The sequence below is a fragment of the Pseudomonas corni genome (assembly GCF_057128765.1).
Map to the genome: position 1 here is coordinate 18,797 of NZ_JBSKHW010000023.1, position 12,866 is coordinate 31,662.

The window sequence follows — 12,866 nt, forward strand, 5'->3', positions numbered from 1 at the left end:
GTGAGAGGCGGTCCCTTCATGCCCACCCCAGAAAAGCAAAAAAGCAGTCAACTGATCAGTGGTTTCGAACCCTACGTTGAAACAAAGGGTGAGGAATACATGGGCGAGCCCATGCGTAAACACTTCGTCAAAATCCTGAACAAGTGGAAGCAGGATTTGATGCAAGAGGTTGATCGGACCATGCACCACATGCAGGACGAAGCCGCCAACTTCCCTGACCCGGCGGATCGCGCCAGTCAGGAAGAAGAATTTAGCCTCGAACTGCGTGCCCGCGATCGCGAACGCAAGCTGATCAAGAAAATCGACAAGACCCTGCAGCTGATCACCGACGAAGAATATGGCTGGTGCGAATCCTGCGGTATTGAAATCGGTGTTCGCCGTCTGGAAGCCCGTCCTACAGCCGATCTGTGTATCGACTGCAAGACACTGGCTGAGATCAAGGAAAAACAGGTCGGTAAGTGATCTGATTTTTCTCTAATGAAAGGCGCTTCGGCGCCTTTTATTGTTTTAGTTTGGCCTTCTGTAGGAACGAACTTGTTCGCGAGGCTTTTCGTTTCAGATATCGCCTCGCCAACAAGTTGGCTCCTACAGTTCAGTTCCGGTGCAGTACCATCGCCCCATGAAACCCTCTTCTTATATAGGGCGCTTTGCGCCAACCCCCAGCGGTTACCTGCATTTCGGCTCGTTGGTCGCAGCGCTCGCGTCCTACCTCGATGCGCGTTCGGTCGGTGGGAAATGGCTGATGCGCATGGAAGACCTCGACCCACCGCGTGAAGTACCGGGCGCCCAGTCCGCCATTCTCCAGACACTGGAAGCCTACGGCTTCGAATGGGAAGGTGAATTGGTACGACAAAGTGATCGTCACGACGCCTATCAAGACATCATCAATCGTTGGTTCAGTTATGGCCTGGCGTACGCTTGCACTTGCTCGCGCAAACAACTTGAAGACTTCGCAGGTATTTATCCGGGCTTCTGCCGGGATGCGGGTCACTCGCCGGAAAACGCAGCGATCAGGATTCGCGTCCCTGAGCTGGAATACCGTTTCACTGACCGAGTGCAAGGTGAGTTTCGGCAACATCTGGGGCGCGACGTCGGTGACTTCGTGATTCGCCGGCGCGACGGCTTGTATGCATATCAACTGGCGGTGGTGCTGGACGATGGCTGGCAAGGAGTGACCGACATCGTCCGCGGCGCCGACTTGCTCGACTCCACGCCGCGCCAGCTTTATCTGCAGGAACTGCTTGGTCTGCCTCAACCGCGTTATCTGCACGTACCACTGATCACCCAGCCAGACGGTCACAAGTTGGGCAAATCCTACCGGTCCCCGCCGCTGTCAGCCGATCAGGCAACCCCGTTGCTGCTTCGAGCGTTGCGAGCGTTGGGGCAACCCGCCCCCGATGAACTCAAATACGTCGCCCCGCGCGAAGTACTGGACTGGGCCATCGAGCACTGGAGTGCCAATTTAATTCCCCGTGTCGGCACCCTGGAAGAAGCCCGAATAGACTGACCCTGCGCGGTTGCTCCACACTGCGCTGCGAAGGTGGCCGAAACGCCACTTGCAGCCTGATCCGCATCCGTTACCATGCCGCACCTTCGGGCTGTCCAGGCTCGGTCATTCACGGTAGGAGGCCAAATGTACATATACCGATTGGTCCTGCTTCTGGTGGTAGGTATCTACCTTTTCTCCCCGGCCATCATGGACTGGTGGATCGACGCAACAGGCGCCTGGTACAGGCCCTACATGCTGTGGCTGATTCTCATTGTGGTGACGTTTATCCTGCAGAGCCAACGAGATGCCGATGAGCTTTAGCCTGACCCAGATGATTCTGGTCAGTGCCGCCTACCTGTCTGTGCTGTTCAGCGTGGCGTGGATCAGCGAACGGGGTTTGATCCCACGCTGGATCATTCGCCATCCACTGACTTACACCCTGTCGCTGGGTGTTTACGCCAGTGCCTGGGCGTTTTACGGGACCGTCGGCCTGGCTTACGAATACGGCTACGGTTTCCTGTCGAGTTACCTCGGGGTTTCCGGCGCCTTCCTGCTCGCGCCAGTGCTGCTCTACCCCATCCTGAAAATTACCCGTACCTACCAACTTTCGTCGCTGGCCGATCTGTTCGCCTTCCGCTTTCGCAGCACGTGGGCGGGCGCGCTGACTACCATCTTCATGCTCATCGGCGTGCTGCCTTTATTGGCGCTGCAGATTCAGGCCGTGGCTGACTCAATCGGCATCCTGACCCGCGAACCAGTTCAGAACCGTGTAGCGCTGGCGTTCTGCGCACTGATCACCTTATTCACCATATTTTTCGGCTCGCGCCACATTGCTACCCGCGAGAAGCATGAAGGGCTGGTGTTCGCGATCGCGTTCGAGTCAGTCATCAAACTGGTCGCTATCGGCGGTATCGGTCTTTACGCGCTATACGGCGTATTCGACGGACCGCAACAGCTAGAGCAGTGGTTACTGCAGAACCAGAGCGCCCTCGCCGCGCTGCACACGCCGCTGCAAGAGGGACCATGGCGCACGCTGCTGCTGGTGTTTTTCGCTTCAGCCATCGTGATGCCGCACATGTATCACATGACCTTCACCGAAAACCTCAATCCGCGCGCGCTGGTCAGCGCCAGTTGGGGTTTGCCGTTGTTTCTGTTGCTGATGAGCCTGGCCGTGCCCCTGATCCTTTGGGCAGGCCTGAAGCTCGGCGCCACCACCAGCCCGGAATATTTCACCCTCGGCATCGGTATCGCCGCCAACAGCAAGGCTCTGGCTTTGCTGGCGTATGTCGGCGGACTGTCGGCGGCGAGCGGGCTGATCATCGTCACAACCCTGGCGCTGTCCGGCATGGCGCTCAACCACTTGGTGCTCCCGCTTTATCAGCCGCCAGCCGAGGGCAATATCTATCGCTGGCTGAAATGGACACGCCGCGCACTGATCGTCGCGATCATCATGGCTGGCTACGGCTTCTACTTACTGCTAGGGGCGCAGCAGAATCTGGCGAATCTCGGGATCGTCGCCTTCGTCGCGACCTTGCAGTTCTTGCCAGGGGTGCTGTCGGTTCTGTACTGGCCCGCCGCCAACCGTCGTGGCTTCATGGCCGGGTTACTGGTCGGGATGGCGGTGTGGGTCGTCAGCATGCTATTGCCGCTGATTGGCAATCTCCAGGGTTTCTATATCCCGCTGCTGAACATGATTTACGTGCTGGACGACACCAGTTGGCACATGGCGGCAATTGCCTCTTTGGCTGCCAACGTATTGGTGTTTACCCTCATTTCTTTGTTCAGCAATCCAAGCCCCGAAGAGGCCAGTGCTGCCGAGGCGTGCGCGGTGGACAACGTGCGCCGACCACAGCGTCGGGAACTGCACGCTGTGTCGCCTCAGGAGTTCGCGACTCAATTGGCCAAGCCGTTGGGCGCCAAAGCCGCGCAAAAAGAAGTCGAGCAGGCCCTGCGTGATTTGTATCTGCCATTCGACGAGCGCAGACCCTACGCGCTGCGCCGCCTGCGTGACCGGATCGAAGCGAACCTGTCCGGTTTGATGGGGCCGAGCGTGGCCCAAGACATGGTCGAGACCTTCCTGCCCTACAAGTCTGGAAGCGAAAACTACGTCACCGAAGACATCCACTTCATCGAAAGCCGGCTCGAGGACTACCACTCCCGGCTGACTGGCCTTGCCGCCGAGCTCGACGCGTTACGCCGTTACCATCGTCAGACGCTGCAAGAGTTGCCGATGGGTGTGTGCTCCCTGGCCAAGGATCAGGAGATTCTGATGTGGAACAAGGCCATGGAAGAGCTGACAGGGATTGGCGCCCAACGCGTGGTGGGCTCACGACTGGCGACCATCGCAGACCCGTGGAAAGAGCTGTTGATGGGCTTTATCAACATCCCCGACGAGCACTTGCACAAACAACGCCTGGGGCTGGATGGCCAAACCCGTTGGCTCAATCTGCACAAAGCCGCAATCGACGAGCCCTTGGCGCCTGGTAATACCGGATTGGTGTTGTTGGTCGAGGATTTGACCGATACCCAGATGCTGGAGGACAAGCTGGTGCATTCCGAGCGTCTTGCCAGCATTGGCCGTCTGGCCGCCGGTGTGGCCCACGAGATTGGCAACCCGATCACCGGCATCGCGTGTCTGGCGCAAAATCTGCGCGAAGAACGCGAGGACGACAGCGAGCTGACTGAAATCAGCAGCCAGATCATCGAGCAGACCAAGCGAGTATCGCGCATCGTCCAGTCGCTGATGAGCTTTGCCCATGCGGGCGGGCATCAGCACAACGACGAAGCGGTGTGTCTGGCCGAGGTCGCTCAGGATGCCATTGGTCTGTTGGCGCTCAATCGGCGCAATTTTGAAGTGCAATTCTATAACCTGTGCAACCCCGAACACTGGGTCGATGGCGACCCACAACGGCTGGCGCAGGTGCTGATTAACCTGCTGTCCAACGCGCGCGACGCTTCACCTGCGGGCAGCGCCGTGCGCGTCAAAAGCGAAGCCTCTGAACACACGGTCGATTTGATCGTCGAAGATGAAGGCACTGGAATTCCGAAAGCAATCATGGACCGCTTGTTCGAACCGTTCTTCACCACCAAGGATCCAGGCGAAGGGACAGGGCTGGGCCTCGCACTGGTCTATTCCATCGTTGAAGAGCATTATGGACAAATCACCATCGACAGCCCGGCTGACGCCGAGCATCAACGCGGAACCCGAATTCGGGTGACACTACCGCGACATGTCGAAGCGACGTCCGCCGTGAACTGAGACCGTCGAGAGAATCGAATCAATGCCTCACATTTTGATCGTCGAAGATGAAACCATCATCCGCTCTGCCTTGCGTCGCCTGTTGGAACGTAACCAATACCAGGTCAGCGAAGCTGGCTCGGTGCAGGAGGCACAGGAGCGATTCAGCATTCCCTCTTTCGACCTCATCGTCAGCGATCTGCGCTTGCCCGGAGCTCCGGGTACCGAGCTGATCAAGCTGGGTCAGGGCAAACCAGTGCTGATCATGACCAGTTATGCCAGCCTGCGATCCGCCGTGGACTCGATGAAAATGGGCGCGGTGGACTACATTGCCAAACCCTTCGACCACGACGAAATGCTGCAAGCGGTTTCGCGAATCCTGCGCGACCGGCAAACCGTCGTCAGCATGCAGGCCGAACGCGCTGCTACTGCCAAGCTGCCCGGCGGCGACAAGTCGGGGGTCGACAACAGTAACGGTGAGATCGGCATCATCGGTTCTTGCCCGCCGATGCAGGACCTTTACAGCAAGATCCGTAAAGTGGCGCCCACTGACTCCAACGTTCTCATTCAGGGCGAGTCAGGCACCGGCAAAGAGCTAGTCGCACGCGCCTTGCACAACCTGTCCCGCCGAGCCAAAGCCCCGATGATTTCGGTCAACTGCGCGGCCATCCCGGAAACCCTTATTGAATCTGAACTGTTCGGCCACGAAAAAGGCGCGTTCACCGGTGCCAGCGCTGGTCGTGCCGGTCTGGTGGAAGCGGCTGATGGCGGCACATTGTTTCTCGACGAGATCGGTGAACTGCCGCTGGAAGCCCAGGCTCGGCTGCTGCGCGTGCTTCAGGAAGGCGAAATTCGCCGCGTGGGTTCAGTGCAGTCTCAAAAAGTCGATGTGCGTCTGATAGCAGCGACCCACCGAGACCTCAAAGGTCTGGCGAAAATTGGCCAGTTCCGTGAGGACCTTTACTACCGCTTGCACGTGATCGCCCTTAAATTGCCAGCGCTGCGTGAGCGTGGGCCGGACGTTAACGAAATCGCCCACGCGTTTCTTGCCAGACAAAGCGCGAAGATCGGTCGTACCGATCTGAAATTCGCGCCGGACGCCGAGCAGGCGATTCGTCACTATTCCTGGCCGGGTAACGTTCGTGAGCTGGAAAACGCCGTCGAGCGCGCGGTTATCTTGTGCGAAAGCCCGGACATTTCTGCCGATCTGCTGGGTATCGATATTGAGCTTAGCGACATAGATGTTGAGGAATTCATAGGCCTGGCGCCCCAACAGGCGTCCGCCAGCCCAACCGCGCACGAGCCCACTGAAGACCTTTCCCTGGAAGACTATTTCCAGCACTTCGTACTTGAGCATCAAGATCACATGACCGAGACCGAACTGGCGCGCAAATTAGGCGTCAGCCGCAAGTGTCTGTGGGAGCGTCGTCAGCGACTGGGTATTCCCCGTCGTAAAACGGGTGTTGCCAGCGAAACATAAAGTGATACCGACGGGAGGCTCTGGCACGCGGTCTCCCGGCCTATGTAAAAAACTGTTACCGGGGCACCGGGACGTAACAAGAGCCGGGGCGTACGGTAACGAACCCCCGGCTTTTTTTTGGCCATCGAAAATAGCGTCAATTTGCCACACCCCTGCATTTCATGGGCTGTAGCGTATTTCCAGGAAGTTGGCACAGGTCCTGCTATATCTACTCGTACAAGAACAACAAAAACCAGTTACCAGCAAAACAACACAATAAAAACAAGATGAATCGACTCACGCATAATAAAAACAAGACGGCGGAGGCGCAGCTAACTGATTCTTTTGGAGAGGCGTTGCATTTGGGACTTGTCCCGCGACCAGGCCGAGAACAACAAAAACTACCCTTAGGTAGAGCCTGAACTGGTTGGATCGATTGATCATTGCTACACAGCGACCAAAGCAATCCGTTTGCTCTTGACTCCCGATTGGGAGGTTTCACAGGCGAAAGCCGTGAATTGGGCACTCAACAAAAACAAAAAGCCCAACAGACAATAAGAATAAGAGCACATACTTTGGGGGAGCTTCGGCTCCCCCAGTAGCTTCCAGAACAAAACGCTGCAAATCCCCACATTCCGCTTAACCAGCTGCTTTTCGCAGCCTCCTACACCATCCCCCGACTAAATGCTAGAATCCCCGCCCATCATGCGGTCATTCTTTGAAATTGGCCGAATATCCCTTCAAACAGTGCATCCCATGCTGAAGAAGCTGTTCCAGTCATTCCGTTCCCCTCTGCGCAAACCGCAGCAACACGTGCGTACAACGCCTGAAGTGCTCAGCAGCAGTCAGCATTCGTTGCAGCGCAATCAATTCAGTCGCTACGCCGTGAACATTGTCGAGCGTTTGCAAACTGCCGGCTATCAGGCCTATCTGGTTGGCGGCTGCGTTCGCGACCTGATGCTGAATATCGAACCCAAAGACTTTGACGTTGCCACAAGCGCAACGCCTGAGCAGGTCCGCGCCGAATTCCGTAACGCCCGCATCATTGGCCGTCGATTCAAGCTGGTTCACATCCATTTTGGTCGTGAAATCATCGAAGTCGCTACTTTCCGCGCTAATCATCCCCAAGATGATGAAGAGGAGGACAGCAATCAGTCCTCTCGCAACGAGAGCGGCCGTATCCTGCGTGACAACGTTTACGGCACGCTGGAAGAGGACGCGCAACGTCGCGACTTCACCATCAACGCGCTGTATTACGATCCGGTCACTGAACGAGTGCTGGACTTCGCCAACGGCGTGCATGACATCCGTAATCGTCTGATTCGGCTGATTGGCGATCCGCAGCAGCGCTATAAAGAAGACCCGGTGCGCATGCTGCGAGCCGTGCGTTTCGCCGCCAAGCTGGATTTCGGCATTGAAAAACACAGCGCCACGCCGATTCGTCCACTTGCGCCGATGCTGCGAGATATCCCCTCCGCGCGACTGTTCGAAGAAGTCCTGAAGCTGTTCCTGTCGGGATACGCCGAGGCCACCTTTGAAATGCTCGTCGATCTCGAATTGTTCGAGCCGCTGTTCCCCGCCAGCAACAAAGCGTTGGAATACAACCCGACCTACACCCACACGCTGATCAGCGACGCCCTGGCCAACACCGACCTGCGCATCAAGCAGAACAAGCCAGTGACGCCGGCGTTCCTGTTTGCCGCGCTGTTGTGGCCTGCCCTGCCCGCTCGCGTCCTGCGCCTGCAGGAGAAAGGCATGCCGCCGATTCCAGCCATGCAGGAAGCTGCGCACGAATTGATCGCCGAACAATGCCAGCGCATCGCCATTCCAAAACGCTTCACCATGCCGATCCGCGAGATCTGGGACATGCAGGAGCGTCTACCGCGCCGCTCCGGCAAGCGTGCGGACCTGCTGCTGGACAATCCGCGTTTCCGGGCCGGTTACGATTTCTTGCTGTTGCGCGAATCCGCAGGCGAAGAGACCGATGGCCTGGGCGACTGGTGGACTGAGTATCAGGAAGCCAACGACAGCGGCCGTCGCGACATGATTCGCGACCTGGGCAGCAAGTCTGAAACCGGCCAGGGTCCGCGCAAACGTCGCCGCAGCAGTGGCGCGAAACGCAAGCGCACGGGCGCCGATGCCTCCAGCGCTTCGGGCGAATGATTTAGGTCTTGAGCATGGAACGTGTGTACATCGGCCTGGGCAGCAATCTGGCCGAGCCCGCCGAGCAGTTGCGCGAAGCGATCAAGTCGCTGGCGCAACTGCCTGACACAAGCCTGTCGGGCGTGTCTTCTTTTTACGTCAGTGATTCGTTGCTCCCCGGTCAGCCGCGTTACACCAACGCGGTGGCCGGTCTGGACACATCCCTGGAGCCGCTGACGCTGCTGGACGCGTTGCAAGCCATCGAAAACGATCAGGGCCGCGAGCGTCACGAACGCTGGGGCCCGCGTACGCTGGACCTCGATATTCTGGTTTTTGGTGATCGCGTAATCGACGAACCCCGTCTGAAAGTCCCGCATTACCACATGCAAGCGCGCGCCTTCGTGTTGTACCCGCTGGCGGAGCTGGCGCCTGGATCGGTGTTGGCCGATGGTCGAGAATTGAATCACCTGCTCGCCGATTGCCCCTTCGAAGGCCTGGAGCGATTACCGGCCTAGTGCCTGTAGGAGCGCGCTTGCCCGCGATTGCGGATACGCCTGCGCCGCCAATGTCGAATTGGCGAACGGTATCGCGGGCAAGCGCGCCCCTACAATTCACAGGGGCACACCGCCCGCTGCTACCTTCCCGGTAACATCCAGACAAAACCGGTAACACCCGGAATTGACTTCCCGCCCCCTCCTCACGAAGATAAGCGTCCCAAAGCCGGACTACCGGCCAAAAGGCGCGAAACAGGCCTTTGCAAACATCGCGAAACGACGATGTGCCTGCTTTTTCAGCATGAATCACGCGTAGCTTGCCGTCGTGTTCACAGCGCCTGAATGAGGACTTTTTGATGCCAGATATCACCGTTACGTCCCTGCAGGCCCTCAAGCACAAAGGTGAAAAAATCACCATGCTGACCTGCTATGACGCGACCTTCGCCCATGCCGCCAGCCAGGCTGGCGTAGAAGTGTTGCTGGTCGGCGACTCGCTGGGCATGGTCCTCCAGGGCCACGACAGCACGCTGCCGGTGACCAACGCCGATATGGCTTACCACGTTGCCTGCGTCAAACGTGGCAATCATGGCGCACTGATTCTCGCCGACCTTCCTTTCATGGCCTACGCCACGCTTGAGCAGACATTCGCCAACAGCGCTGCGCTCATGCAGGCCGGTGCGCACATGGTCAAGGTAGAAGGTGCGGTCTGGCTGGCAGAGCCTATTCGTTTGCTGGCTGAGCGCGGTATTCCGGTGTGCGCGCACATGGGCCTGACGCCGCAATCGGTCAACGTGCTTGGCGGCTATAAAGTGCAGGGTCGGCTGGAGTCGCAGGCGCGGCAGATGCGCGCTGACGCCATAGCATTGGAACAAGCAGGCGCGGCGATGATTCTGCTGGAGTGCGTGCCAAGTGAGCTGGCTGTGGAAATCACCCACGCGGTGAAGATTCCGGTGATTGGCATCGGTGCCGGCAGCGGCACCGACGGCCAGGTATTGGTGCTGCACGACATGCTCGGCTTGTCGATCACGGGCCGCGTGCCCAAGTTCGTGAAGAACTTTATGACCGGCCAGCCCGACATTCAGTCAGCGATCCAGTCCTATGTCGCCGCCGTCAAAGACGTGAGTTTTCCAGCCACCGAACACGGATTTTCGGCATGAATACAGTAAAAGCCGTTCGTGATCTGCGTGCTGCCCTCGCCCGCGCCCGCTCTGAAGGCAAACGCATCGCGCTGGTCCCCACCATGGGCAATCTGCACAGCGGCCATATTGCGCTGGTGACGAAAGCTGCTCAACGGGCCGACTTCGTGGTCGCCAGCATCTTCGTCAATCCACTGCAGTTCGGCCCCAACGAAGATCTTGCCAGCTACCCCCGCACATTGGCTGCCGATCAGGAAAAACTCCTGCAAGCCGGTTGTCATCTATTGTTCACACCGACCGTAGAGGAAATGTACCCCCACGGTATGGCCGATCAGACCATCGTCCGAGTGCCAGTGGTGTCCGAGGGCCTGTGCGGTGGCAGTCGCCCTGGGCACTTCGACGGTGTTTCAACGGTGGTCAGCAAGCTTTTCAACATGGTCCAGCCAGACATCGCGGTGTTCGGCCAGAAAGATTTCCAGCAACTGGCCGTAGTCAGCGCGCTGGTGCGTGACTTGAACATGCCGATCCAGATCATTGGCGAGCCTACCGTTCGGGCTGCAGATGGCCTCGCGCTGTCATCGCGCAACGGCTACTTGAACGAAACCCAGCGTGCTGCGGCCCCTGCGCTCTACCGGGTGATCAATGTGATAGCCGACGCGGTACGCAGCGGTGACAGCAACTTTGAGCAGTTACTGGTTAGCGGCAAACGTGATCTGGAGGCCGCAGGGTTCCGGCCTGATTACCTGGAAATCCGTCAGGCCGTGACGCTGCGACCTGCCACGGCGGAGGATCGCGATCTGGTTGTTCTTGGCGCAGCCTTCTTGGGCACCACACGCCTGATCGATAACCTGCATCTCAATCGCGAATAAATATCTATGCTCAAGCCTCAGTTTCAGCTCGCAGGCTTCGCGCCGGGTGCAGAGTGAGCGGGCCAACCAGTGAACTAAGCCACACCGGCAATGCCATATCGGTACAGTTCGCCTTGATGGTGGCCGTACCGGTGAAAAATAGTACCGAGTAAAGGTGAAGCGAGGCGCAGACAGCAGTGCGTCCGGGGGCGTAACCTCCGTTGCAAGTATTCGAGTCTGTGTTCAACCTGGCTTTTGTGTCCAAAAGGCAGTTCAAGTACAAGGAAACCCGCAGCGATGGCGTACTACCGCAATCCTAAAGACGTGACTACCCTGCCCGCTTGGCAGGCACTCGATCAACACCGCCAAGCCATGCAAGATTTCAGCATGCGCGAGGCGTTCAATGAAGACCCGCAGCGTTTCAGTGATTTCACTCTCAGCAGCGCCGGGCTGTTTCTCGATTACTCAAAAAACCTAATCACCAAAGAAACCCGTGCGCTGCTGATCGATCTGGCCAATGAAGTGGGCCTCAAAGACGCGATCAAGGCGCAGTACGACGGCGAATTGGTGAACTCATCCGAAAATCGCCCGGCCCTGCACACCGCGCTGCGTCGCCCGGTCGGCGACAAGCTGTTGGTCAACGGCACCAACATCATGCCCGACGTGCATAAAGTGCTGAATCAGATCACTGATCTGGTTGGACGCATCCACGACGGTCTGTGGCGCGGCTACACCGAGAAGCCGATCACTGACATCGTCAACATCGGCATCGGCGGTTCGTTTCTGGGGCCGGAGCTGGTGTCCGAAGCGCTACTGTCCTACGCGCAGAAAGGCGTTCGCTGTCACTATCTGGCGAACATCGACGGCAGTGAGTTCCACGAGCTGACCATGAAGCTGCGCGCCGAGACCACGCTGTTCATCGTCTCGTCCAAGACTTTCACTACGCTGGAAACCCTCAAGAACGCCACCGCGGCACGCGCCTGGTACTTGGCTCAGGGTGGTTCCGAGGCTGAGCTGTATCGCCACTTCATCGCGGTATCGAGCAATAACGCTGCCGCCGTGGCTTTCGGCATCCGTGAAGAGAACATCTTCCCGATGTGGGACTGGGTCGGCGGTCGTTACTCGCTGTGGTCGGCCATCGGCTTGCCTATCGCGCTGGCCATCGGCATGTCCAACTTCAAGGAGTTGCTGTCCGGCGCCTACACCATGGACCAGCATTTCCAAAATGCTCCGTTCGAGCAGAACATGCCGGTGCTGCTGGCCTTGCTCGGTGTCTGGTATGGCAACTTCTGGGGCGCGCAAAGCCACGCGATCCTGCCGTACGACCACTACCTGCGCAACATCACCAAGCACTTGCAACAACTGGACATGGAGTCCAACGGCAAAAGCGTTCGCCAGGACGGCACGCCGGTCAATACCGACACCGGCCCGGTTATCTGGGGTGGTGTGGGCTGCAACGGGCAGCATGCGTACCACCAATTGCTGCACCAAGGCACCCAGTTGATCCCGGCTGACTTCATCGTGCCAATCGTCAGCTTCAACCCGGTTTCCGACCACCATCAGTGGCTGTACGCCAACTGCCTGTCGCAAAGCCAGGCGCTGATGCTGGGCAAGACACGCACTGAGGCCGAAGCCGAGCTACGTGCCAAGGGCGTTCCCGAGGCAGAAGTTCAGCGTGTTGCGCCGCACAAAGTCATTCCGGGCAACCGTCCGAGCAACACGATTGTGGTCGAACGCATCAGCCCGCGTCGTCTTGGCGCGCTGGTGGCTATGTATGAGCACAAAGTGTTTGTGCAAAGCGTGGTCTGGGGCACTAACGCCTTCGACCAATGGGGTGTGGAGCTGGGCAAGGAGTTGGGTAAAGGCGTGTACTCGCGTCTCACCGGCACCAACGAGGAAGTGGCAGAAGACCCATCGACTCAGGGCCTGATCAATTATTTCCGTGGTCGTCACCGCGGCTGATCCAGCTTTAAGCGTTGCCCACAAACCCGCCGTCTCGCAAGAGCCGGCGGGTTTTGTGCATCTGCCCCCCGTCGTTTCCTACTACTCTGATGGGATGT

Annotated in this window: 10 protein-coding genes; all 10 read left to right on the forward strand. The window is 58.2% G+C overall.

All coding sequences use genetic code 11. From position 1 onward, the window contains the following. Positions 1-18 precede the first annotated feature (18 nt). The 10 genes from dksA (at position 19) to pgi (ending at position 12,768) form a co-directional block, all read left to right on the forward strand. Positions 19-462 (forward strand): RNA polymerase-binding protein DksA, encoded by a 444-nt coding sequence (dksA, locus tag ACWKV9_RS26430; protein WP_483839057.1) that lies wholly within the window; start codon positions 19-21, stop codon positions 460-462. Positions 463-619: 157 nt separating this feature from the next. Further along, positions 620-1,507 (forward strand): tRNA glutamyl-Q(34) synthetase GluQRS, encoded by an 888-nt coding sequence (gene gluQRS / locus ACWKV9_RS26435; protein ID WP_483839058.1) that lies wholly within the window; start codon positions 620-622, stop codon positions 1,505-1,507. Between the two features lie 126 nt (positions 1,508-1,633). Continuing rightward, on the forward strand, positions 1,634-1,810 hold the full coding sequence (locus ACWKV9_RS26440) for a hypothetical protein (RefSeq protein ID WP_002552060.1): 177 nt from the start codon (positions 1,634-1,636) through the stop codon (positions 1,808-1,810). Further along, positions 1,794-4,748 (forward strand): sensor histidine kinase, encoded by a 2,955-nt coding sequence (locus ACWKV9_RS26445; protein WP_483839059.1) that lies wholly within the window; start codon positions 1,794-1,796, stop codon positions 4,746-4,748. Before ACWKV9_RS26440 ends, ACWKV9_RS26445 begins: the two co-directional genes overlap by 17 nt. Before the next feature lie 22 nt (positions 4,749-4,770). Continuing rightward, positions 4,771-6,207: a sigma-54-dependent transcriptional regulator gene (locus ACWKV9_RS26450; protein ID WP_483839060.1), complete on the forward strand. Its 1,437-nt coding sequence runs from the start codon at positions 4,771-4,773 to the stop codon at positions 6,205-6,207. Positions 6,208-6,942: 735 nt separating this feature from the next. Then, entirely contained in the window at positions 6,943-8,349 is a 1,407-nt protein-coding gene (pcnB, locus tag ACWKV9_RS26455) for a polynucleotide adenylyltransferase PcnB (RefSeq protein WP_483839061.1), read from the forward strand. Positions 8,350-8,363: 14 nt separating this feature from the next. Further along, entirely contained in the window at positions 8,364-8,843 is a 480-nt protein-coding gene (gene folK / locus ACWKV9_RS26460) for a 2-amino-4-hydroxy-6-hydroxymethyldihydropteridine diphosphokinase (RefSeq protein ID WP_483839104.1), read from the forward strand. Positions 8,844-9,178: 335 nt separating this feature from the next. Continuing rightward, a complete protein-coding gene (gene panB / locus ACWKV9_RS26465) occupies positions 9,179-9,979 on the forward strand; it encodes a 3-methyl-2-oxobutanoate hydroxymethyltransferase (RefSeq protein WP_483839062.1) in 801 nt (266 codons plus the stop codon). Continuing rightward, positions 9,976-10,827, forward strand: coding sequence for a pantoate--beta-alanine ligase (panC, locus tag ACWKV9_RS26470; protein WP_483839063.1), 852 nt, complete (start codon positions 9,976-9,978; stop codon positions 10,825-10,827). Before panB ends, panC begins: the two co-directional genes overlap by 4 nt. A gap of 276 nt (positions 10,828-11,103) precedes the next feature. Continuing rightward, entirely contained in the window at positions 11,104-12,768 is a 1,665-nt protein-coding gene (gene pgi, locus ACWKV9_RS26475) for a glucose-6-phosphate isomerase (RefSeq protein ID WP_483839064.1), read from the forward strand. Positions 12,769-12,866 lie beyond the last annotated feature (98 nt).

What these genes read in the sequence shown, in the direction of transcription:
- dksA (WP_483839057.1), top strand. Translation starts at nt 19, where the DNA reads ATGCCCACCCCAGAAAAGCAAAAAAGCAGTCAACTGATCAGTGGTTTC.
- gluQRS (WP_483839058.1), top strand. Translation starts at nt 620, where the DNA reads ATGAAACCCTCTTCTTATATAGGGCGCTTTGCGCCAACCCCCAGCGGT.
- ACWKV9_RS26440 (WP_002552060.1), top strand. Translation starts at nt 1,634, where the DNA reads ATGTACATATACCGATTGGTCCTGCTTCTGGTGGTAGGTATCTACCTT.
- ACWKV9_RS26445 (WP_483839059.1), top strand. Translation starts at nt 1,794, where the DNA reads ATGCCGATGAGCTTTAGCCTGACCCAGATGATTCTGGTCAGTGCCGCC.
- ACWKV9_RS26450 (WP_483839060.1), top strand. Translation starts at nt 4,771, where the DNA reads ATGCCTCACATTTTGATCGTCGAAGATGAAACCATCATCCGCTCTGCC.
- pcnB (WP_483839061.1), top strand. Translation starts at nt 6,943, where the DNA reads ATGCTGAAGAAGCTGTTCCAGTCATTCCGTTCCCCTCTGCGCAAACCG.
- folK (WP_483839104.1), top strand. Translation starts at nt 8,364, where the DNA reads ATGGAACGTGTGTACATCGGCCTGGGCAGCAATCTGGCCGAGCCCGCC.
- panB (WP_483839062.1), top strand. Translation starts at nt 9,179, where the DNA reads ATGCCAGATATCACCGTTACGTCCCTGCAGGCCCTCAAGCACAAAGGT.
- panC (WP_483839063.1), top strand. Translation starts at nt 9,976, where the DNA reads ATGAATACAGTAAAAGCCGTTCGTGATCTGCGTGCTGCCCTCGCCCGC.
- pgi (WP_483839064.1), top strand. Translation starts at nt 11,104, where the DNA reads ATGGCGTACTACCGCAATCCTAAAGACGTGACTACCCTGCCCGCTTGG.